This window comes from Haloferax sp. s1 (assembly GCF_058382125.1).
Window position 1 is genome coordinate 1 of sequence record NZ_JBZRPK010000713.1, and the last position, 21,503, is coordinate 21,503.

Annotated in this window: 19 protein-coding genes, 2 tRNA genes and 1 pseudogene; 12 read left to right on the forward strand and 10 right to left on the reverse strand. The window is 59.6% G+C overall.

Going from position 1 to position 21,503, the window contains the following annotated elements; translation table 11 throughout:
- The 3 genes from QT222_RS20100 to QT222_RS20110 all read left to right on the forward strand — a co-directional run.
- The coding region (locus QT222_RS20100) for a methyl-accepting chemotaxis protein (RefSeq protein WP_491478188.1) at window positions 1-662 on the forward strand (662 nt) is incomplete at its 5' end.
- A gap of 2 nt (window positions 663-664) precedes the next feature.
- Window positions 665-1,102, forward strand: coding sequence for a CBS domain-containing protein (locus tag QT222_RS20105; RefSeq protein WP_004059914.1), 438 nt, complete (start codon window positions 665-667; stop codon window positions 1,100-1,102).
- Window positions 1,103-1,194: 92 nt separating this feature from the next.
- Complete coding sequence (locus QT222_RS20110) at window positions 1,195-1,677, forward strand: DUF2062 domain-containing protein (protein ID WP_004059913.1); 483 nt, start codon at window positions 1,195-1,197, stop codon at window positions 1,675-1,677.
- A gap of 161 nt (window positions 1,678-1,838) precedes the next feature.
- On the opposite strand, the gene QT222_RS20115 is transcribed toward QT222_RS20110, so the two are convergent.
- Window positions 1,839-1,913 (reverse strand) — tRNA-Val (locus QT222_RS20115).
- A gap of 46 nt (window positions 1,914-1,959) precedes the next feature.
- A tRNA-Val gene (locus QT222_RS20120) sits at window positions 1,960-2,034 on the reverse strand.
- Window positions 2,035-2,295: 261 nt separating this feature from the next.
- Here QT222_RS20120 and trpD point away from each other — a divergent pair.
- From trpD to trpG, 4 genes are read left to right on the forward strand one after another with little or no spacing between them, the layout of a single operon-like run.
- Window positions 2,296-3,291 carry an anthranilate phosphoribosyltransferase gene (trpD, locus tag QT222_RS20125; protein WP_491478189.1) on the forward strand — a complete coding sequence of 332 codons (996 nt, stop codon included), beginning with the start codon at window positions 2,296-2,298 and terminating at the stop codon, window positions 3,289-3,291.
- A gap of 1 nt (window position 3,292) precedes the next feature.
- The gene (locus QT222_RS20130) at window positions 3,293-3,949 is read left to right on the forward strand and encodes a phosphoribosylanthranilate isomerase (RefSeq protein ID WP_491478190.1); all 657 of its coding nucleotides are present in this window, start codon (window positions 3,293-3,295) and stop codon (window positions 3,947-3,949) included.
- The gene (trpE, locus tag QT222_RS20135) at window positions 3,946-5,565 is read left to right on the forward strand and encodes an anthranilate synthase component I (protein ID WP_491478191.1); all 1,620 of its coding nucleotides are present in this window, start codon (window positions 3,946-3,948) and stop codon (window positions 5,563-5,565) included. The genes QT222_RS20130 and trpE overlap by 4 nt, the downstream gene beginning before the upstream one ends.
- Window positions 5,562-6,176: an anthranilate synthase component II gene (trpG, locus tag QT222_RS20140; protein ID WP_004059905.1), complete on the forward strand. Its 615-nt coding sequence runs from the start codon at window positions 5,562-5,564 to the stop codon at window positions 6,174-6,176. The genes trpE and trpG overlap by 4 nt, the downstream gene beginning before the upstream one ends.
- Before the next feature lie 48 nt (window positions 6,177-6,224).
- Here the strand turns inward: trpG and QT222_RS20145 are convergent, their stop codons facing one another.
- Window positions 6,225-6,437 carry a DUF8029 family protein gene (locus QT222_RS20145; protein WP_004059904.1) on the reverse strand — a complete coding sequence of 71 codons (213 nt, stop codon included), beginning with the start codon at window positions 6,435-6,437 and terminating at the stop codon, window positions 6,225-6,227.
- Between the two features lie 563 nt (window positions 6,438-7,000).
- Between QT222_RS20145 and QT222_RS20150 the strand changes: the two are divergent.
- Window positions 7,001-10,099 (forward strand): annotated as a pseudogene (locus QT222_RS20150) (adenosylcobalamin-dependent ribonucleoside-diphosphate reductase); the annotation flags it as partial.
- 893 nt (window positions 10,100-10,992) lie between these two features.
- Here QT222_RS20150 and QT222_RS20155 read toward each other — a convergent pair.
- Window positions 10,993-13,707, reverse strand: a complete 2,715-nt coding sequence (locus tag QT222_RS20155) for a BGTF surface domain-containing protein (protein WP_491478192.1) — start codon at window positions 13,705-13,707, stop codon at window positions 10,993-10,995.
- Window positions 13,708-14,468: 761 nt separating this feature from the next.
- On the opposite strand from QT222_RS20155, the gene QT222_RS20160 reads away from it, so the two are divergent.
- The 3 genes from QT222_RS20160 (at window position 14,469) to QT222_RS20170 (ending at window position 16,018) form a co-directional block, all read left to right on the forward strand.
- Entirely contained in the window at window positions 14,469-14,906 is a 438-nt protein-coding gene (locus QT222_RS20160; RefSeq protein WP_004059901.1) for a type IV pilin domain-containing protein, read from the forward strand.
- Window positions 14,907-15,389 carry a type IV pilin domain-containing protein gene (locus QT222_RS20165; protein WP_491478193.1) on the forward strand — a complete coding sequence of 161 codons (483 nt, stop codon included), beginning with the start codon at window positions 14,907-14,909 and terminating at the stop codon, window positions 15,387-15,389.
- A gap of 104 nt (window positions 15,390-15,493) precedes the next feature.
- Window positions 15,494-16,018: a type IV pilin domain-containing protein gene (locus QT222_RS20170; RefSeq protein WP_491478194.1), complete on the forward strand. Its 525-nt coding sequence runs from the start codon at window positions 15,494-15,496 to the stop codon at window positions 16,016-16,018.
- Between the two features lie 55 nt (window positions 16,019-16,073).
- Here the strand turns inward: QT222_RS20170 and QT222_RS20175 are convergent, their stop codons facing one another.
- The 4 genes from QT222_RS20175 to QT222_RS20190 all read right to left on the reverse strand — a co-directional run bounded on the left by QT222_RS20175 (window position 16,074) and on the right by QT222_RS20190 (window position 18,381).
- Window positions 16,074-16,262 carry a DUF8178 family membrane protein gene (locus QT222_RS20175; RefSeq protein WP_004059897.1) on the reverse strand — a complete coding sequence of 63 codons (189 nt, stop codon included), beginning with the start codon at window positions 16,260-16,262 and terminating at the stop codon, window positions 16,074-16,076.
- 47 nt (window positions 16,263-16,309) lie between these two features.
- Window positions 16,310-16,876, reverse strand: a complete 567-nt coding sequence (locus QT222_RS20180; protein WP_004059895.1) for a DUF1684 domain-containing protein — start codon at window positions 16,874-16,876, stop codon at window positions 16,310-16,312.
- A 48-nt stretch (window positions 16,877-16,924) separates the two neighbouring features.
- Complete coding sequence (locus QT222_RS20185; RefSeq protein WP_491478195.1) at window positions 16,925-17,908, reverse strand: aldo/keto reductase; 984 nt, start codon at window positions 17,906-17,908, stop codon at window positions 16,925-16,927.
- Window positions 17,909-18,114: 206 nt separating this feature from the next.
- Entirely contained in the window at window positions 18,115-18,381 is a 267-nt protein-coding gene (locus QT222_RS20190; protein WP_004059892.1) for a DUF8028 family protein, read from the reverse strand.
- 417 nt (window positions 18,382-18,798) lie between these two features.
- Between QT222_RS20190 and QT222_RS20195 the strand changes: the two genes are divergently transcribed.
- Window positions 18,799-19,080 (forward strand): DUF8072 family protein, encoded by a 282-nt coding sequence (locus QT222_RS20195; RefSeq protein WP_004059890.1) that lies wholly within the window; start codon window positions 18,799-18,801, stop codon window positions 19,078-19,080.
- Between the two features lie 4 nt (window positions 19,081-19,084).
- Here the strand turns inward: QT222_RS20195 and QT222_RS20200 are convergent, their stop codons facing one another.
- On the reverse strand, window positions 19,085-20,020 hold the full coding sequence (locus QT222_RS20200) for a DMT family transporter (protein ID WP_004059888.1): 936 nt from the start codon (window positions 20,018-20,020) through the stop codon (window positions 19,085-19,087).
- 108 nt (window positions 20,021-20,128) lie between these two features.
- Window positions 20,129-21,460, reverse strand: a complete 1,332-nt coding sequence (locus tag QT222_RS20205) for an ABC transporter ATP-binding protein (protein ID WP_491478196.1) — start codon at window positions 21,458-21,460, stop codon at window positions 20,129-20,131.
- Window positions 21,461-21,503: the final 43 nt, after the last annotated feature.

Genomic DNA, 21,503 nt, shown 5'->3' on the forward strand with positions numbered 1-21,503 from the left:
TCCTCGCGCTCAACGCGAACATCGAAGCAGCTCGTGCAGGCGAGGCCGGCGAAGGATTCGCTGTCGTCTCCAACGAGGTCAAGCAGTTGGCACAGGAGACGAAGTCCTCCGCCGCGGACATCGAAGCACTCGTCGAAGAAATCGAAAGCCAGCGCGATGCCGTTGTCACTCGCATCGAACGGATGCGCGACCAGGTCGAAGAGAGCGCAACCTCGGTCGACGAGGCGCTTGCGTCCTTCGACGGCATCGTCGAGCGCGTCGAAGACACGACTGCGAGCGTCCACGAGATTTCTGACGCGACGAGCAGCCAGGCGGATTCTTCACAGGAGGTGCTGTCGATGACCGACGAGATTGCGGGTATCTCCGAGGAGACAACCGCCGAAGCGCAGAACGTCTCCGCCGCCGCCGAACAACAGACCGCTGCACTCGACGGCGTCAACCAGGACGTTCGCGAACTCTCGACGAACGTCAACCACCTCGACGAACTCCTCGACGCCTTCGAGGTCGGAGACGAATCCGACATCTCGTCAACGGGGAACGAAACCGACATCGGGCCGACAACAGACGACGTACGCTCCGCCGACGATGAAGCGCCGACACAGCAGTCCGAACCCACCCCTGAACTGTCTCACGAGCAGGCAGAGTCAGTCGCGGACGACTGACCATGCGCGTGGACGAAATCATGACCGAAGCGGTGGCAACCGTCGGCTTGGATGCCAGTATCGCCGACTGCGCGCGGACCATGCTTCGGGAGGGTGCGGGGAGCGTCGTCGTGACGACGGACGACCGCCCCGTCGGTATCGTCACCGAGTCCGATGCTCTCCAAGCGGGTGTCGCGGCTGGCAAACCGCTGTCAGCGATTCCGGCGCGTTCGACCATGTCGAACCCAATCAAGTGGGTCCGGCCGGATTCGACAACTCGCGTCGCCGCCGAGAAGATGCGCGACCAGCACGTGAAGAAACTCGTCGTCGTCGACGGCGCGGATATGGTCGGCATCGTGACGGCGACCGACATCGCGTTTCACCTCTCCGATGTCGCCCGAGGCATCGGTGAGATGGTCGAACTGAAAGACAAGTGGGAATCCGACCGACGGTTCCGATAGTCGCAGGTCGTCGTTCACTCTTCGGTTGCGGTCTCGTTACTGTTTGCCCGGCGAAGAATTGATACTATCTTCTCTCTTCTAATTCGTAACAAGTGCGCGAGAGAATAGCGTCGGTTCGGACCCGCATTCGGACGGGACTCGAACGGGCCTTCGCGGCGGAACACACCCCGCACGAGATTGCCGCGAGCTTTGCGTTTGGCGTGTTTATCGTGGCGATGCCGACCGCGGGAACTGCATTCGCGCTGTTCGCACTCGTCGCGTACTTCGTCAACCGGGCGAGCAAACTCGCGCTCGCCGCCACGCTCGTCGTGTTCAACCCGCCGGTCAAGTGGGCCGTCTACGGCGCGAGCTTTTGGCTCGGGTCGTACCTGCTCGGGCCGGTCCCCGGTGTGTCCCTCTCCGACGTCTCGCTCACCGCCGGTATCGACATCGTCCTCCGACAACTGCTCGGAAACACGATTCTCGCCGTCGCCATGGCGCTCGTCGGCTATATGATTGTGTTGCAGCTTGCGCAGTTTCATCGGCGGCGAAAAGAAGTGGGTACGAATGAGTCGTGGGTAGATATTTTCTCGTGACAATATAATTTAGATTTGAACCTCGCCGAGACGTGCTCGCTCACGTTGTTCGCTGTGCGCGACTCGTCTGGTTCAAATCCGCCGTGACCATTTTCGATTCCACGGACTCCTCGCTCTGCTCACTACGTTCGCTCCGCTCGTCGTTGCGAGGAATCAGAAAATGGGTTGGGGCAGATTTGAACTGCCGGCCTCCTCCATGTCAAGGAGGTGTCATAACCAGACTAGACCACCAACCCGGTGTGTTGCTGACATCGACCGAACTCCAAAACGTGGGAAGAGTAGTGGGTTGGGGCAGATTTGAACTGCCGGCCTCCTCCATGTCAAGGAGGTGTCATAACCAGACTAGACCACCAACCCGGTTACGGTGCTTCCCACGCCCGTTCGGACGTATCTCTCCGTTATCCGGGGTTACAATTTAAGCTTTCGAATCGGACCACGTGCGGCGATTCACAGCACAGCACGCTCCCGACGACCCACACGGCCGAATCGTAGTCGTGCCGCCGGGTCATTCGGCCTGAGACGCACATCCGATGGCGGCGATTTTCGCCAGCCCGATATCCTTAAGACGATGTACGGATTTGTACATTGTAACCCGAACAAGTACATCGGTGATTACCAATGCAGGATTATATCGAACGTGTCACTGGCGGCTCGGACCTGACTGTCGAGGAGGCGCGGGAGGCCGCACAGGCGGTTTTCAACGGTGCGACGGAGGCGCAAATCGGCGCGCTGCTCACCGCTCTCCGCGCGAAAGGAGAAACAGAGGCCGAAATCGCCGGTTTCGCACAGGGCATGCGCGACGCCGCGTTGACCATCGAACCGTCCCGTGGGCCGCTCGTCGACACCTGCGGCACCGGCGGCGACGACTACAACACCATCAATGTCTCGACGACCAGCGCGCTCGTGGCTGCCGGGGCAGGCGCGGCGGTCGCCAAGCACGGCAACTACTCCGTCTCTTCTTCTTCTGGGAGTGCTGACGTGCTCGAAGTCGCCGGCGTGAACGTCGAAGCCAACCCCGACTCCGTCGAGGAGTGTATCGATACCAACGGTCTGGGATTCATGCTCGCGCCCGTGTTCCACCCCGCGATGAAAGCGGTCATCGGCCCGCGGAAAGAACTCGGCATGCGCACGATTTTCAACGTCCTCGGCCCGCTGACGAACCCTGCCGGGGCCGATGCGCAAGTGCTCGGCGTCTACGACCCAGACCTCGTTCCCATGATTGCCCGTGCGCTCTCTCACATGCCCGTCGAGCGCGCCCTCGTCGTCCACGGCTCCGGAATGGACGAAATCGCGCTCCACGACGCGACCACCGTCGCCGAAGTCAACGGCGACGAAATCACCGAGTACACGCTCACGCCGGGCGACCTCGGCCTCGAACAGGCACCGATTGACGCCGTTTCAGGCGGAACGCCGCAAGAGAATGCCCGCGACCTCGAAGGCATCCTGACCGGCGACGTGACCGGCGCGAAACGGGACCTCATCCTCGCCAATGCGGGGGCTGCCCTCTACGTGGCCGACCTCGCAGACTCGCTCGAAGACGGCGTCGACGCCGCCTGCGACGCTATCGACACCGGCGCGGCGAAAGCCAAACTCGACGCGCTCCGGGAGGCGTGAGATGGTTCGTGTGAAAGTCTGTGGCGTCACCCGCGAATCCGACCTCGAAGCCGTCGCCGCTACCGGCGCAGATGCGGTCGGCGCTATCTGTGACGTACCTGTCGACACACCGCGAGAAGTTGACGCCGCACGCGCTCGGGAACTGTTCGCCGCCGCGCCGCCGTTTCTCTCGACGGTGCTCGTGACGATGCCCGAGTCGGTCGAACACGCACGCGAACTCGTCCGCGAGGTACAACCCGATGTACTCCAACTCCACACAGACCTCCCGTCCGACGAACTTGCTGCGCTCCGCGATGAAGGCGTTCGCATCGTCCCGGTCGTCGAAGCGACTGCGGTCGAACGCGCACGCGCTCTCGCGCCCGCTGTGGACGCCATCCTCGTTGACACACCCTCTGCGTCGGGTGCCGGCGGAACCGGACAGACACACGATTGGGACGCTTCCCGGTCGCTCGCAGACGCTGTCGACGTTCCAGTGATACTCGCCGGCGGGCTGACCCCCGAGAACGTCGCCGACGCGGTGCGGACGGTCGCCCCCTACGGCGTCGACGTTGCAAGCGGCGTCGAGGCCGACGGTGGCGTCAAAGACCACGGCGCGGTTCGTACCTTCGTCACTGAAGCGAAAGCTGCACGCGAAGAATACGAAGAGGTGCTCGCGTGACGCACCCTGAGACCGACCGCGACGAATTCGTCGAACTCGTCGCCAATGTCGACGAGCAACGCTCGTCGGCCTGCCAGACGCAGTCCGGCGACGCCGAAAGAGCCGTGGTGACGCATCTCGTCTCGGAACTCGACGTAGACGTCGACCCGCTCGCCGCGTACACTGCGCTCGCGGACCGGAGCGACTACGGCTTCCTCTTAGAGAGCGCAGAGAAAGTCTCTTCCAGCAATCCGCAAGGTGCGTTCTCGTCGCAGACGACGACTGCAGACTCTCACGCCCGCTTCTCGTTCGTCGGCTACGACCCCGAAGCAGTCGTGACCGTCGGTCCCGACGGTGTCGACGTAACCGACCTCGGCGGCCCCGCCGCGGAATTCGTCGGCGAGGCTGACGGCGACGTACTCGACTCGCTTCGCGGTGCGCTTCCCGACCTCCCACGAATCAACTTCCCCGAGACTGACCGCCAGACGCTCACCGGCGGGCTGGTCGGATTCCTCGCCTACGAGGCCGTCTACGACCTCTGGTTGGACGAAGTCGGCCGCGAGCGCCCCGAGACTGACGACCCGGATGCCGAGTTCGTTCTCACAACACGGACGCTCGCATTCGACCACCGCGAAGACACCGTCCGTTTAGTCTGTACACCGGTCGTGACGCCTGACGACGACCCGGGAGCAGTCTACGACGAAGTCGTCGCGGAGGCCGAACGAGTCGCCGAGAAACTCGCCGCGGCGGACGACCCCTCACCCGGTGGCTTCGAACGAACCGGCGAGGAAGCAGGGTCTCGTGAGTCGTACGAAGCCGCAGTCCGGCAGACGAAAGAACACGTCCGCGACGGCGACATCTATCAGGGTGTCCTCTCCCGGACTCGGAAACTCCGGGGACAAATCGACCCTGTCGGTCTGTACGCCTCGCTCCGCGAGGTGAACCCATCACCCTACATGTACCTCCTCCGCCACGGTGACCGGCGCGTGGTTGGGGCGAGTCCCGAGACACTCGTCTCCGTCGGCGGCGACCGCGTCGCCGTCAACCCCATCGCAGGCACGTGCCAACGGGGGTCCGGCCCAGTCGAAGACCGTCGTCTCGCCGGCGAACTCCTCGCCGATTCGAAAGAGCGGTCCGAACACACCATGCTGGTCGACCTCGGCCGCAACGACGTTCGCCGGGTCGCAAAACCCGGCAGCGTCCGCGTCGAAGACTTCATGAGCATCATCAAATACAGCCACGTCCAGCACATCGAATCGACCGTCACGGGGACGGTCGACGACGACTCCGATGCCTTCGACGCCACGCGCGCGACGTTCCCCGCGGGAACGCTGACCGGTGCACCGAAAGTCCGCGCAATGGAGATTATCGATGACCTCGAAGACGAACCGCGCGGCGTCTACGGCGGCGGCGTCGGCTACTACTCGTGGACCGGTGATGCCGACATGGCTATCGTCATCCGGACGGCGACGGTCGAATCCGACGGAAATGAAGACATTATCACTGTCCGTGCTGGCGCGGGCCTCGTCGCCGACTCCGACCCGGCCTCGGAGTACGACGAGACTGAACAGAAGATGGGCGGCGTGCTCGACGCAATCCGTCGCATCGAGTACAAACCGACGGAGGTGCCGCGATGACGCGCCTCGTCATCGTCGACAACTTCGACTCGTTCACCTACAACCTCGTCGAGTACTTCTCGGAACAGACGGTCGACGGTGAACCGCTCGATATCGAAGTCCGGAAGAACACCGCCTCGCTCGACGAGATTCGTGACCTCGACCCCGACGCTATCGTCATCTCACCGGGACCGGGCCATCCGAAGAACGACCGCGACGTGGGCGTGACGAACGATGTGCTCACCGAACTTTCGCCGGAAATCCCGACCCTCGGTGTCTGTCTCGGTCTCGAAGCCGCGGTGTACGCCTACGGCGGGACAATCGGTCACGCGCCGGAGCCGATTCACGGGAAGGCGTTCCCCGTCGACCACGATGGAGTTGGCGTCTTCACGGAGCTCAAAGACGGCTTTCCGGCCGGTCGGTACCACTCGCTCGTCGCGACCGAGGTTCCCGACTGTTTCTCGGTGTCGGCGACGACCGACCACGACGGCGAAGCACTCGTGATGGGAGTCCGCCACCGCGACTATCCCATCGAATGTGTCCAGTTCCACCCGGAAAGCGTGCTCACAGGGTCGGGACACGGCGTCGTCAGAAACTTCCTTTCGGCGGTCGCTGGCTTTGACGTGGCGTAACCGTGACCGGGGCTACCACCCCGGTGATACAGCGACAGATGCCGGTTCTTAGAAGACGTTGATACCGAAGAACGACAGCAGTAGCAACGCACCGACGATGATTGCGGCAATCGTGACGAGTCGCCACGCAACCTTCAACACGAGACGACCTACGAGGATGACGACGGCAATCGCAACGAGCACCAAGAGAATCCGACCGAGCGGCGCGGCCAGAAGTCCGCCGAGCTGTAACGGCGCGACCGCGAGTGGGGAAAGTACCATACTTCGATATGATACTATTGGGAAGAATAAGCTTGTTGGGGGATAGCGCCGGGCGACACTGACGGTCGACTGCCCCCGCGAAACGACCGATTTTCGCCCCCCTGTGTACCGGCCCTCCCGACAGTATATGACTGGCCTCTTCGGTGTCATACTATTTCTGATACTTCTGCCGGTGTCAACTTTCGCCATGCCCTTTATATTCTCTACGCCGATGCGAGACGCATCACCATGAGACAGCTTCAGTCGGAGTTTATCCCCCCTCACATTCTACTGCATAATCCACCTCCGTCTGTTGGTTTTTGCGAACAAGATTCCACTTTCACTCCGCTCTGGCTACCGTTATGTGACTCCCCTCCCTTCTAGGAAGATGTGCACTTCGGACCGGGAGATTTGCCCCACACATAATTGCACAAAATATGATATATCTGGGGTAAAATGCTCCCAAGTCCGAAGCCCTTAACCGACCACATCACACACACCAACACCATTACCAATGAGCGGAATTCCCGGATACTATCGACGCGACCTCGCCCGAACACATCTCGGGTGGGAGGTACAGTGACATGAGCGACGCTGAACTCTCTACGGACGAAATCGTCTTGCCGGTCAAGCGGACCGAAGGCGAGACGCTCACCGAGCGGATGACCGGCAACGCATACAACAACATCCTGCCCGCGCGGTACCTGCGCAAGGATGCCGATGGCGAACTCGTCGAGACGCAGGAGGACCTCTTCCCCCGCGTCGCGAAGAACATCGCTCTCGCTGAGGCCGTCTTCGAGGCCGAAAAGCGTGACATCGAGATTACCGTCACGCCGGACCTCATCAAGCCCGGCCACCCCCGCCGCGACGAACTCGCCGAAGAAGTCTTCGGCAAGGGAACCACTGCGGACGACACGGACGAAGAAACGACGCTTTCTGTCTACAACGTCAATAAGTTCGCCTACGACACGCTCGTCCCCGAACTTCCCGAGGAGGTCCACGACGCTGTCGTCGAGAAGCGCGAGACGTTCCAGGAGATGATGGAACAGCTCTCCTTTATGCCGAATTCGCCGACTCTGATGAACGCTGGCGACGAACTCCAGCAGCTTTCGGCGTGTTTCGTCGACTCCCCCGGTGACGACATCACCGACATCCACCAGACGGCGAAGGAGGCCGCAGAGGTCTTCCAGTCCGGCGGTGGCATGGGCTACGCGTTCTGGAAGCTCCGACCTTACGGCGACGCAGTCGGCTCGACCGGTGGCATCGCCTCCGGTCCCATCACGTTCATGCGGACGTTCGACCAGATGTGCGAAACCATCGCACAGGGCGGTGCCCGCCGCGGTGCCCAGATGGGTGTCATGCGCGTCAGCCACCCTGACGTTATCCAGTTCCTCCACGCGAAGAACAAGGACGTTTCGCTCGCACACACGCTCCGTCTGAACGACCCGGACGACTTCACGCACACCAAGTTCGCCGACGCCCTCGAAGAGGCGCGCGAACTCATCGACGAGGACGGTCGCGTCCCCAAGCACCTCCGCAACGCCGTCGAAGGCCACCTCTCGAACTTCAACATCTCCGTCGGCATCACCGACGGCTTCATGGAAGCGCTCTACAACGACGAGGAGTTCGTCTTCACGAACCCCCGCACCGAAGAGCCGCACATTGCGACGCCCGAAACCAAGGAAATCTACGACCTGTTCGGTCTCGGCGAGTACGTCGAAGTCGGCGAAGTCCTCTCAGTTCCCGCCAAGGAACTGTGGGACCAGATTATCGAGGGCGCGTGGGAGAACGGCGAACCCGGTGTCGTCTATCTCGAACGCGCGAACAAGCAGCACTCCTTCGACGTCGAAGAGCACCCCGAACACCGCATCCTCGCGACGAACCCGTGTGGCGAACAGCCGCTCGAAGAGTACGAGGCGTGTAACCTCGGGCACATCAACCTCTCGACGCTCGTCGACTTCGACGCGCCCGACTGGCGCGTCTGGTACGACAACCACGGTGACGAGTACGAGGACCTCTCGGCCGCCGTCGACGCCTTCCTCGAAAACGCCGTCGACTGGGAAGCGTTCGACCACCGCATCGAGAACGGCACGCGCTTCCTCGAGAACGTCGTCACGATGTCGGACTTCCCGGTCGAGAAAATCGAGCAGAAGGTCCGCGAACTCCGTAAGATTGGCCTCGGCATCATGGGTCTCGCTCAGATGTACATCCAGCTCGGCGTCCGCTACGGCTCCGAGGAGGGCAACGAGATTGCCCAACAGCTCATGACCCACATCAACCACCAGTCCAAGTGGGCCTCTCACGAACTCGCCGAAGAACGCGGTTCGTTCGAGGCGTGGGATGACTCCAAGTACGCGAACCCGACCGAGTACCGAGAGTGGTTCGAACACCACACCGGCGAGTCCGCCGACGACTGGGAAGACGGCTTCCCCATCCGCAACCACAACACGACGACTATCGCCCCGACGGGCACCACGTCGATGGTGTCGAACACCACCGGTGGTTGTGAGCCGATTTACAACGTCGCCTACTACAAGAACGTCTCCGACGACGTGCAGGGCGACGAGATGCTCGTCGAGTTCGACGACTACTTCCTCCGCGTGCTCGAGGCCAACGATATCGACGTCGAGACCGTCAAGGCCGAGGCACAAGAACAGATGGCGAAAAACGAGTTCGACGGTGTCTCTTCGCTTTCGACCGTCCCGGACGCTATCTCCGAACTGTTCGTCGTGACGTCCGACCTGGCCGGTCTCGAACACGCCAGTGTCCAGTGTGCCCTCCAGAAGGGCGTCGACTCCGCCATCTCCAAGACCTGTAACTTCCCGAACTCCGCCTCGAAAGAGGACATGGACGAGGTCTACCGCTACATCTACGACCACGGCGGCAAGGGCGTCACCGTCTACCGCGACGGGACGCGCTCGAAGCAGGTTCTCACCACGCGTGCGAAGAACACCGAGTTCTCCGACGACGAAGAGGCCGCTGAGGCTATCGTCTCGCAGATTCGCGATGTCTTCGGCGACGTGGATGCCTTCCTCGAATCCGAGGAAGTCTCCGACCTGATTGGCGACGAACTCGAACTCGCCTTCGCCGACTCGCCCAGCGAAGTCGGCAAGAAGCGCCCACGTCCGGACGTGCTCTACGGCGTCACCCAGCGCATCGACACCGGCTACGGGAAGCTCTACGTCAACATCAACGAAGACGAAGATGGCAACCCGTTCGAACTGTTTGCCAACATCGGCAACTCCGGCGGCTTCACCGCGTCCTTCACCGAGGCGCTCGCGAAGACCGTCTCCACCGCGCTCCGCTCGGGTGTCGACCCCGAAGAGATTGCGAACGAGTTGAAGGGTATCCGGAGCCCGAAAGTCGCTTGGGACAAGGGCGAACAGATCAACTCCATCCCGGACGCTATCGGCACCGCCATGCGCCGCTACCTCGACGGCGACATCGACAAGGGCTACCCGCGTCAGAAGAACCTGACCGAAGTCGAAGCCGAAGCCGCGGCGGCCGAGGATACCGACACTGACGGCGGCGTCGCCGTCGACAACGGGCCGGGCGACGAGTCGGATGCCGTTGCTGACTTGCTCGCGGCGGGCGAAAGCCCCGAGTGCCCCGAGTGTGGAGAGATGGACCTCTACTACTCCGAGGGTTGTAAGACCTGCCAGAACTGCGGCTGGTCCGAGTGCTACCGACGCGACACTAACGTTACCTCAACACCCACGCTTCGGTCACTAACCGGGCGTGGAAGTAACCCCGTTTCTTCCGCTCCGTTCTTTCTACGCCGTCGACAACTCACTCCGGTAGTTCGTCTCTATCCTCCCCGTCTCAATCTCCGTGTTAGCGTCAGTAGAGGTAGCTGAACTATCGACCATTGAAGCGGATGAAACAACGGCTGTCGCTTTTCTGCCGAGGCACTAGCGTTGTCAGTCGCCGATACTGAGTACTGATTCGCGAGGCTCGTCATACCCCTTCTACGCTCTCACGTTGGACCAGTCGACCTCTCGAAGGCACAGCAGCGGTGTGCAGTTGCATTCTCATACCGTCTACGGTCGATGCGACTGAACACGCAATATCACTTGACAGACGCAATGTCTGTGGTCGTGGACACAACTATAGTAGCGTTTGCAACTGGTTACACATCCGACCGCATGACAGCGGTCGACCGAGTGTGCAATGACTTGCAAACGCTACTATAGTGAGTGCTGGTGTAGCCACCCACTAACCCGACCGCCAGAGGTGTCGCCCCAGTAATCACGAAGCACTGAGCGTAATAGGAACACTGAGCCGAGAGTGTATTCGTGCTTCGGAGGGCGTTGTTTTGGAACTACAGTAGTTACTCGTCTGTTCCAGATACATCTCCGAGAGCATCTATCCTCACTTCGTCACTCATCGCGGCGGCCACTATCCGTTGAAACAGCCAACCGGATAGTTAGCATTCAGACGGTATTCACGAGTCACGAACGTGACGTGTAGCGGGTCCACAGAAGAGATACCAGTTACCCGAGTGCTGCCGCTCAGGGGTTGAGCGCCGAAAGAAAGGAAAAGGGCCGGGAATGTCCCGGTAGTTAGTTAACGGAATTTAGTCGCGACGGACTGCGAGGAGCGCAGCGGCGACGAGTGCGACGAGGGCAACGACGACACCGAAGCCGGGCGTATCGCCTTCAGTGGTCGTCGTGGTTTCGTTAGTTGCCGTCGTGGTTTCCGTGGTCGTTTCCGTGACATCGGTCGTGTCCGTGACCTCGGTCGTGGTGGTGTTGTTGTCACCAGTTTCCGTGGTGGTCTCGGTTTCGACCGTCTCGAGGACGTTGCCGTCGACCGTCTCGTCAGGTGCGACGCCACCGTCAGCGGTCACTTCGAACTCGTCACCGACGCTCTGTTCGGAGAAGTCGAAGGTTGCAGAGAACGAGCCGTCTTCCTGCACGTAGACCGTAGCGGTCTTGAGGAATTTCGGCTGCGTGTCACCGGAGGACTCGGCCTTGAGCGCGAGTTCCGTACCGGGCGCGACGTTGGAGGAACCAGAGATAACCTGGTCCGCAGCGTTCGTCACGTTGACCTCGTCATTGTCGGAGACATCGAACGTGTGCTCGGCTTCGACGTGACTGTACGAAGTCACAGCCGACTTGTTGTCCTCGACGAGAGCGAGGCTGTTCTGGACTTCCTTCTTCTCGATCATCTTGAACTCGACGTTGTACTCGTCGTCGTCCTCGACGTCAACTGCGTTGTTCGAGGTCATCTCGCCAGAGTCGACCACACCGTTGTCGTTGGAGTCACGGTATGCTTCGATCTCGTTGGAGTCGATCACGACGTAGTACGTGTCGTTGTCACCGTCAGCAACGACGGATGCGTTGGAGACGGCGAGGATCTTGGGGTCGCGGTTCGGACCAGGGTTGGTCTGGTTGATGGTCAGGCGGTACGAGTCGTTGAAGCCGTTGGATTTCGCGAAGAAGTTCGGCGTCTCGTCGTCCTGAGCGCCGACAGTGCCTTCGAGGCCGGAGGCTCCAATCTTGACAACAACCTGGTCCTTGAACGCGATCTTCTGGTCCTTGGTCAGGTTAGCGTTGTCGAGTGCGTCGTTAACTTCGTCGAGGTCCGAGAGGGACTCACCGGACGGTGCAGTCCACGTCTGGACGTTGTCGACACCACCTTCGTTGAGGGTAAGCTGAGCGACGTTCTCGGCGTCCGTCGGCTTGTCGCCGGTGCGGATTTCGAGGTCGTAGGTACCCTTGTCGATGAGTTCACTGGTTCCAACGGTGACTTCCGCCGTACCGTCGGAGCCAGAGAGGATGTCGTCGTCGCCGTCTTCAACGTCGAAGACGGTGTTGTGGACGTTGCTGGTCACCGTAGACTGCGAACTGTCCCAGAGGAGGGTAACCGTACCGTCGTCGTTACCGTCTTCGACGGTGACGTTTGCGGCGTAACCCTGGTCGGGGGTACCGACAGAGACAGTTGCAACGTCAGTGTTTTCGAGGGTCACCGGGATGGCGACAACGTCGCCACGGTGGTCGTCGATGACGGAGTCGTTGAAGTCCGTCTTACCTTCGCCAGCCTTCGTCACGGTGATGGTGTCGGACTCAACGGTGACACCGGATGGACCGTCAACAACTTCGATAGTGTAATCGCCAACGTCGAGGTCGAGAGAGTCAGTGTCGAATTCGAAGTCGTATTCACCCTGACCGTCGAGCTCTGCGGGGATCGAGTCTTCTTCGTCACCATCGTCGTCGAGGAGGTTGACGTCGACGTCACGGTTACCTGCACGTGCAGAGGCCGTACCCTCGATGATGTCTTCGTTAGTGACGTTCAGGTCGTCGACAGCAACGGAGAGGTTGAGGTCCTTGACCTCGACCTTGCTGTCGGAGTCAGAAGCGATGGTGATGTTGTAGCGCTCACCGGCATTACGCTTCTGGGTGTCGAACGTGAAGACCTCAGAGGTCTTGCCAGTGGAACCCGAGAAGGAGTAACCTTCGTTGTCACCCTGTCCGTCGTCAGATTCGACTTCGACAGGAGTGTTGAGGCTACCGTTCGTCAGAGCGACGACTTCGCCCTTGTAGGCGTCGGTGGTGCCAGAGTCGCTCTCGGTGACAGTGACAGTTGCGACAGTAACAGTCGCGTTGTTGTCGTCGTCGATACCATCACCGATTTCGGTGCTGGAAGTGTCTGTGACACCTTCGAGGTTGACAACGAGGTCACCCGTGTAGAGGTCGTTCGTCTGAACGACGACCTGACCAGGGTTAGGCTCGGAAGATGACGAGACGATAGTATTCGTCTTTTCTTCGTCGTCCTGGTAGACCTGAATGTTGCTCAGGGTAGAGTCGTCCATATCCTCGGAGAAGGAGAGCTCAAGAACGTCGTTTCCGTTCGCGTTCGTGTAGTGAACGGCGGATTCGAGTTCAGGAGCCTCGCTGTCGTCGATGGTGACCGTACCACTGGACATCGTCGTCGCTTCGGACGACGAATTCGTGATGTTGGTCACGACACCGACGTTGTAGTTGCCGCCAGAAACGCCGCTGACGTCAACGTCCTCGCTGAGCGAGGTTGCGCCACCGAGGTTCGTGTTGTTCGTGTGCGGTTCGCTTGCGTCGAATGCGTTGTCGCCGTCAACGTCGACGAACGCCGTAGCGTTGTCTTCGTTGCCAGCAAGCGTCGCGGAGACAGTTACCGTGTCGCCAGACACAGAACCGCTCACGCTGGACGCATCGGCAGCAGCACTACCCGTAAACGCGATGGACCCGGCGAAAACCGAGAAGACCATCAGCGCAGCGAGGAGTACCGCGCGGATTTGCTTATTGCGTGTCATTGTTGATTTGATGGGTGTTGCAGTCGGGGACACCGTTTTCGTCGACCCTCGGACGTAACCAAGCCGGGCAAAACCCGGGCCGAGGCGAGGTACTCGCGAATGTCTCCATGGGCAGGGGTACAGTTACACCCGTTGGGCGTTCCCGGTAAATACTTTGTGTGATTGAACCGTTTCTGAAACGTTAACATTCGTTAGATACAGCCCGCGAAAGCGGCATGTAGTCCACAAAGCATTTGTAGTGCTATAGAAAACGGGTATGTTGCGTGCGCACGCCACCTTGGGTAGGAACGGCGTCCCCGGTTCTCCGGGGGCGTACTCGTTCTCGACGACACTGATTCTTGAGTGACTGCTATCTCACGAGAGATTTCACGGGAGCGTTTGTCCACACGCGCATACGTGAGAACAATTACTATAGACGAAATGAGCTGAGTCTCATCTCGAAAGTACATCCGCGAGTTCGCTTTTCTCCGCGTAGCCAGTAATCAAGTCAAGAATACAACGACTAATGTCAATATTAGTTCACAGTCTCTTTCGGGATACCGGCTTTAGAAACTTAAACACCATATAAACAGCATATTAAGCTATCAAATCCTGTCTGTAATATCCCATTAATTTGGCACCTACATTTAAGTTATCCCGGAGATACCAGTCGATTGGACACACCGCGGCGGGTGCCGGGCAGGGAGCTGGCCGAAACGCGTACCAGCACTACGCGCCAGCATGGTTCGGCGTTGCTACCGTCCGGGTGTCGGACACAACGCATGCAACTCAAACATCTCTTCACAGAAGACCGTGCAGTCAGTCCAGTTATCGGGGTTATCCTGATGGTGGCAATCACCGTCATCCTCGCCGCCGTTATCGGTACCTTCGTTCTCGGACTCGGCGACCAAGTTAGTGAGACGGCACCGCAGGCGAGTTTCAGTTTCGATTACGACGGTGTTGACACCCTTACGATTACTCACGAAAGTGGTGAGCAGATTGATGGTGGACTCGTTACTATTACTGGTCCAATCACTACTGATGGTACTGCCTGGGAATCACAGACCGGTGGTACTGCGACTATCTCCGCAGGTGCTAGTATTACAGTTCAAGACCAAGGGACTGATGGATTCTCTGACGGTGAAACTGTCCGCGTCGTCTGGACCTCCGAAAGTGGCAGTACGTCTTCCACTCTCCAGAAGTGGACCTACAACGGATAGATGAATTTCAAGCAACTCCTCGCTGACGACGACGCAGTCTCGCCGGTGATTGGAGTCATCCTGATGGTGGCTATCACCGTCATCCTCGCCGCCGTTATCGGGACGTTCGTCCTCGGTCTCGGCGATCAGGTTGGAGACACGGCTCCGCAGGCGAGTTTCAGCTTCGACTTTGAAGACGCATCTGGCTCGGACCCAGACAATCTCACCGTCACCCACGACAGTGGGACCGCCATTGACAGTGAGAGAGTCAATCTCACCTCGTCAACAAAGTTCGACTACATTACGTCAGGAACGCCTGACGGGACGAAGAAGAACGACTCGAAAACGTTCGCGGTCATGGGCGTCTCTGGCGATGTAACGGCAGGAACGTCCGTCCAAGTCGGCGACAACACCTTCGACAGCGCGACCTTCCGCATCGTCTGGACCTCCGAAAGTGGCAGCAACTCCGCCACCCTCCAGAAGTGGTCCGGCCCCGACGCCTAACCACGAACTAACCTTCACACCACTGTTTTCTTTGCACTCCTGAATCCCCGGTAGCTTTAGGTTCAAACAAACTGAATGTTCATTGGAATTGACATACCTCCCCAATGAGATTCAAACAACTCCTCACAGACGACAGTGCAGTCTCGCCAGTCATCGGGGTCATCCTGATGGTCGCGATTACCGTCATCCTCGCTGCCGTTATCGGCACGTTCGTGCTGGGACTCGGCCAGCAGACGGGGACGGCACCGCAAGCGAGCTTCGACTTCGACTACACCAACAACTCAGCAAACTCGGACGCGAGTGCAGATGGTGACGTCCTCGAGATTACCCACGAGACCGGTGATAAAATACCTGCAGCGAGGCTCTCCGTCGTAATCGATGGTGCGAAAGACGGTGAAGGGAACGGTGCATCACTTGATTCTGGTGAGCCATCGATACCCGACCCGATGAGTGCCGGTAAGACGATAACAGTCGACGACGACTCGTTTTCCGGACTCGCAACTGGCTCGGGTGAAAACGGTGCAGGAGCAGACGTCAACCTCGCAAGCGCCACCGCCAGCGTTGTCTGGGAATCCGACTCCGGCGAGAACTCCGCGACACTCCAGAAGTGGAGCGGACCAGAGGCGTAACGCGAACGTAGAATTCAGTCTTTTTTGAACGATACGACGAGTGGAAGCGACGGATTCAGACCGGACGGCCGCCTTCGGACGTGCCGACCATCCACGTGCCGAGCGTGAGCGCAAGCGCACCGGGAACGAGTGCGACCGTCATCATCTGTTTGGCTGCCGGAAGCATTCCCGGCAGCATCCCAATCGTCCCGACAATCATCAGCACCATCCCGAGCATGGCTTTGCGCGAACTGAGCAGTCCCATACCTACCGCTGCGGAAGCGTCCGATATGGAACTTGCGCTTTCGATTGCTACGCGGAGTCGTACGTCTGTTCACCCGCGGGAACGACCACGTCGAGCCAATTTTCTTCCGGTGGGAGCGGGCAATCGAACGTGTCCGTAAAGGCACAGAAGGGGTTGTACGCGAGATTGAAATCGACGACTACCTCGTCCAACTCGTCGAGTGGCGCGTCGGGCGTGAGTTCCATGTACCGGCCGCCGTTGTACGTCTGCTGCCCGGTGGTCTTGTCACGGAACGGAACGAACAGCGTCGGTGAGTTGTCGTGTTCCTGTCGGTAGGCACCGAGTTCGAGGTCGGTTCCGCGCAGTTCGAAGTGGAACGTCGCAACGCGGAGATACCGAACTTCACGGCCCGTAGAGGTGTCCATTACGACTGGTTCGGGGTCGTCGTGCGTCTCGACCGATGCGGTCACGCGGTAGTCCGGGTCCGGGTCGAAGTAGTCCAATCCGTCGAACGTGTCCCGCTCTTCTGGCGGAATGGGTGACTGCGGATGGGTGTCGAAAAACTCGTCTTTCTCCGTTCGCTTTGCCCGGAGTTCGGCGATGTATGCTTCGGAGTCGAACACGTCGTCGGTCATGACCGGTGATACCCGCCGCCGACACCTACACCTGACGGTTCGGCGTGTTCACGCGGAGAGATGTTGTTTGGCGGCCGAAATGCGCTCGAATTGGTCGGCCGTGAGGTCGATGTTGGCGGCGACGATATCCTCTTTAAGCTGGTCGACTGTCCGCGCACCGATAATGGGGGCAGTGACCTGCGGGTGGTGCATGAGCCACGCGAGACTAACCTGTGCGGGCGAAGCGTCGACTTCGGTCGCGACAGTCTCGATAACTTCGAGTGCGTCGAAGTTCGCCGGAGTCAGATACGAATCGGCGAAGCGCTGGTCATTCGCAGCGCGAGAGTCCGCTGGTGGGTGCTCGCCCCGAGTGTACTTTCCGGTGAGAAATCCACCGGCTAGCGGCGACCACGGGATGAGACCGATGTCGTAGTCGGCGCACATGTCGAGATAGTTCCCTTCGACTTCGCGGTTGACCGCGTTGTACCGCGGCTGGGCGAGTCGGAACGGTTCGTAGCCGCGCTTGTCCGCGAGTTCGTTGGCCTTGACGACCTTCCAGGCGTTAGGCTCGAGCGTCGACGTTCCGAGATAGTTCACCTTTCCATCGCGGACGAACCCGTCGAGCGTCCGCATGAACTCCTCAACCGGTGTCTCGTCGTCCCAGCGGTGGATATAAAGCAGGTCGACGTAGTCGGTTCCGAGCCGGTCGAGAATGAGGTCAATCTGCCGACGGAGGTGTTTTCGGTTGAGTCCACATCCGTTTGCGTCCTCTCGAGTCGGCCAGAAAATCTTCGATGCGATAACGAAGTCCTCTCGGTCACGGTCCGAGAGCCAGTCTCCGATAAATGTCTCACTCGCCCCGTCGCCGTACATATCCGCAGTGTCGATGAAGTTCCCCCCAGAAGCGGCGTATGCATCGAGGAGTTCGTGTGCCCGGTCACCCCCGACCTCGACAACGCCCGCATCGTTCTGCCGACCGAACCGCCACGTTCCGAATGCAATCTCCGAAACTTTCGTCCCGGTTCGTCCCAGTGGAACCATCTCCAGCGACATACGAAATTCGACGGCCGGACCAGTGGTAAAGACCCCCGATTTGCGACTGTTAATCGTGGTACACCCGTTCTCGCGAGAGTCGGGTGTTGAGACGTAAATTGGAGGGAGGGAAAAGGGAAGGGTGGAAGAGGAGGGAAGAGGAAGGGAGGGATGGAAGAGGAGGGAAGAGGAAGGGAGGGCAGTGAGAAAAACCGTAGCGGTGCAGACTACGAGCGGGCGTAGTTGTGGCCGACGACGAGCGCGAGCGCATTGACTGCGACAAGCGCGACGAAGGCAGTCAGTTCACTTCCGGAGAGACCTCCCACCAGTAGTGGAAGGTAGAGGAATGGAAGCGCGACGGCAACCCAGAATCCGATAAAACGAACTGGGATGGCGATGAGTCTGAGCCCGGTGGTGAGTTGCTGTTCGTCCGTGACCCTCTCCCGAAGTTTGGAGAGGCGTTCGCGGGGGACCGTAGACGAGGAGTTCGACATCGTTGGGGGACACCTACAACTACTGTATAGACACGTGGGGTCATAATTACGTGCGAGGATTCGATTCGTTTCATTCTCATTTACCTGTTACAATCTGCTAAACGAGAACATTCACAAATAGCTTAGAAGTAAGCTAATACTTTACAAGCGTCTCTAACTTTTTTATTCATGATAACAATATGAGTTATTGAATAGTCACAGAACCCTGACTAACGTACGACGTCTCGGTGAGTAGCCGAGAGCCAGTCGAGGCCACGTTGAGCATTGGTGTAGTTGTCTATATGAGCGATTTATGATAGTTATAGCACCGTCGGGCTGTCGGGACAGTCTAGGATATTGACGTCGGTGGGTCGACACCAACCGAGTCAGTACCGACAGTCCCGTAGCGATTTATTCGCCGAGAACGACTGTCGAACGATGGCTGACCTCAATCGTGTCGCAAAGCGCATGTACAACATCCATCCGAACACCATGCACCTCGTCGTCGGCGAGGAACTCGACGGAACGTTCACACTGGAGAGCGCCGAGTTCTTCCAGACCGAGTTTCAGGCGGAAGGAAGAAGGGAGGGTGACGACGCAGTGTATCGGTTCGCGACCACTGACGACAACGATGCCGTCATCGTCGGACGACAGCAACCGGGTGAAGACGGGTGGACGATGATCGGTGAAGTCGTCTCCGTCGAACGGCTCGACGAGTAGGCAGTCAGTCGGTCGTTCTGGCTTCGTTGCCGAGTCGATACCGGAGCTCGCTCTGAATCGCCCTGCGTTTTAACAGGATAAACCCGATAAAGATGAGACCGAATCCACCCACTGTGGCAGAAGTCGGTACTTCGTTCAAGAATACCCAGCCAGACAACGCCGCGAAGACGGGTGCGACGTAGGAGACGAGATTAATCTCAATCGGGCCGAGACGGGCGAGCAGGTCGAAGTAGATGAGAAAGCCGAGCGCACTCGCCGCGAGCGACAGGTACGCGAGCGCGACAATGGATTCCGTATTGAGAACCACGTCGGCGAACGACTCGTTGAGACCGACAGAGACGACGTGCATCAGCAGCGCCCCACCGAGCATCGACCACGCCTCCATCGTTTCTATCGGCATGTCGGAATCGACGCGTCGAGTGAGAACCGACCCAAGAGCGAACGCCGCTGCCGCCCCGAAGATGAGGAGTTTCGCAACGGTTCCGCCAGCCAGTAGATTACTCGGGTCGAGTTCGGAGAGGACGGCAACGCCGACGAGTCCGAGGAGGAGACCGACAATTCCGAGCGGCGTCAATCGCTCACTCGGAAGCAGTAGTCGTGCGAAACCGCTCGTGAGAACCGGGCTGAGACTCACAATAACGGCGGCAGCGGCACTGGTAACTGCCGGGTCAGTCTCACCGATAAACAGGAGGGCGTGATAGCTCGCGATGAGGAAGACGGCTCCAATAGCGATTTCCGTCCACTCTGCTCGACCGCGTGGAAGCGGCGAGTCGGTCGCGTAGAACGCATACCCGAGCATTATCACTCCTGCAACGTCGTAGCGCAGAGCGGCAAAGAGAACCGGAGGGAAGAATTCCAGTCCGGCTTTGATTGCCATGAACGCGGACCCCCAGACAGCGGCGAGGACGACGAATAATCCGAGATTGCGATACCGTGTCACAGCGATGATGTGCTCGGTGGGTGCCTGAACGTTTCGTTACGGGGTGATTTCGCCGGTGGGCGAAAGCGGCCATCCAGGTTATGTAGTCGTCTGCGGCGGGACAGAAGCTCAGTCGTCTGCTTCCGCGGGAGTATTGGCGTTCGTCTCGGTAACCGTCACCTCGGGTGACCCCTCGTAAAGGTGGCACGCTGCGGGGTGGGGAACGTCCCCGACGGCAGGGCGGTGTGTTTCACACCGACTCTCGAATCGGTCTCGGAGCGTCTCGCGTGCACGTTCGAAATCGCCCTCTGTGAGGTGGCTGAGCGCCGTGTCGACGACGCCCGCAACCTCACCGTGGAGTTCGACGGCGACGTGTCGCGACCGAGCCTCCTCGATGAACGCCTCTGTATCGACTCGCTCGGGGTCGGCGGCCTCCCAGATATGGTCCGGGTTGACATCGCCGACAGCGAGAGCGTCTCGGAGGTCCATCACGGCGCGGTACGTCTCTTGGTCGATATCGAGGTCGTCCGGCGGGATGACCTGCGGACACCGCGTCCGGAACCGGCACCCTGACGGGGGGTTCCGGGGAGATGGAACATCTCCCGAAAGCGCCTCGACGCGGCGGCCGTGTTCGTCGGTCGACGGTCGTGGAACGCTCTCCAAGAGCGCCTTCGTGTAGGGATGTTTCGGTGATTCGAACAGGTCAGCTGTGGGTCCGAGTTCGACGATATTTCCGAGGTACATCACCGCGACACGGTCGCAGATGTGTCTGACCACAGAGAGGTCGTGTGCGATGAACAGATAGGTGAGTCCGAACTCGTCTTGCAGGTCGTCGAGCAGGTTCAACACCTGTGCTTGGACGGATACGTCGAGCGCCGAGACGGGTTCGTCGAGGACGATGAAGTCCGGTTCGAGCGCCAGCGCCCGGGCGATACCGATACGTTGGCGCTGGCCGCCGGAGAACTCGTGTGGATACCGGTCGAGTTGGTTCGCGGAGAGACCGACCCGTTCCAGCAACTCACCGGCTTTGTCGCGACGCCACTCCCGTTTCGAGGCGTCGCCGGAGTCGTCCGGAATGCCGTGAATCTTCAGCGGTTCGGCGACGATATCACCGATTGTCATCCGCGGGTCGAGACTCGAAAACGGGTCCTGAAAGACGATTTGTGCCTCCTTGCGGAACGCTTTGAGGTCGTCGTCACCCATCCCGAAGACGTTCTGCCCGTCGAACCGGACCGACCCGCCGGTCGCCTCGCGCAGTCGAAGCAGCGTCTCACCGGTCGTGGACTTTCCACACCCGGATTCGCCGACGAGTCCGAGCGTCTCGCCGCGTTCAATCTCGAATGAAATTCCGTCGACCGCTTTGACGCTCTGTTGGCCCCGTCCGAGGAGGCTATCGATGAGCGTGTCCTGTTCGAAATAGTACTTCTGGAGGTCGCGGACCGCCAAGAGCGAGTTAGTCATCGGCTACTTCCTCCGGTTCGATAGATTCGGTTGGGTCGTACTC

Excerpts from the sequence above, each read along its gene's own strand:
- QT222_RS20170 (WP_491478194.1), top strand. The coding sequence starts at position 15,494 with ATGAGATTCAAACAACTCCTCACAGACGACAGTGCAGTCTCGCCAGTC.
- trpD (WP_491478189.1), top strand. The coding sequence starts at position 2,296 with ATGCAGGATTATATCGAACGTGTCACTGGCGGCTCGGACCTGACTGTC.
- trpG (WP_004059905.1), top strand. The coding sequence starts at position 5,562 with ATGACGCGCCTCGTCATCGTCGACAACTTCGACTCGTTCACCTACAAC.
- QT222_RS20175 (WP_004059897.1), bottom strand. The coding sequence starts at position 16,262 with ATGGGACTGCTCAGTTCGCGCAAAGCCATGCTCGGGATGGTGCTGATG.
- QT222_RS20180 (WP_004059895.1), bottom strand. The coding sequence starts at position 16,876 with ATGACCGACGACGTGTTCGACTCCGAAGCATACATCGCCGAACTCCGG.
- QT222_RS20155 (WP_491478192.1), bottom strand. The coding sequence starts at position 13,707 with ATGACACGCAATAAGCAAATCCGCGCGGTACTCCTCGCTGCGCTGATG.
- QT222_RS20205 (WP_491478196.1), bottom strand. The coding sequence starts at position 21,460 with ATGACTAACTCGCTCTTGGCGGTCCGCGACCTCCAGAAGTACTATTTC.
- QT222_RS20195 (WP_004059890.1), top strand. The coding sequence starts at position 18,799 with ATGGCTGACCTCAATCGTGTCGCAAAGCGCATGTACAACATCCATCCG.
- QT222_RS20130 (WP_491478190.1), top strand. The coding sequence starts at position 3,293 with ATGGTTCGTGTGAAAGTCTGTGGCGTCACCCGCGAATCCGACCTCGAA.
- QT222_RS20190 (WP_004059892.1), bottom strand. The coding sequence starts at position 18,381 with ATGTCGAACTCCTCGTCTACGGTCCCCCGCGAACGCCTCTCCAAACTT.
- QT222_RS20165 (WP_491478193.1), top strand. The coding sequence starts at position 14,907 with ATGAATTTCAAGCAACTCCTCGCTGACGACGACGCAGTCTCGCCGGTG.
- QT222_RS20185 (WP_491478195.1), bottom strand. The coding sequence starts at position 17,908 with ATGTCGCTGGAGATGGTTCCACTGGGACGAACCGGGACGAAAGTTTCG.
- QT222_RS20160 (WP_004059901.1), top strand. The coding sequence starts at position 14,469 with ATGCAACTCAAACATCTCTTCACAGAAGACCGTGCAGTCAGTCCAGTT.
- QT222_RS20105 (WP_004059914.1), top strand. The coding sequence starts at position 665 with ATGCGCGTGGACGAAATCATGACCGAAGCGGTGGCAACCGTCGGCTTG.
- QT222_RS20145 (WP_004059904.1), bottom strand. The coding sequence starts at position 6,437 with ATGGTACTTTCCCCACTCGCGGTCGCGCCGTTACAGCTCGGCGGACTT.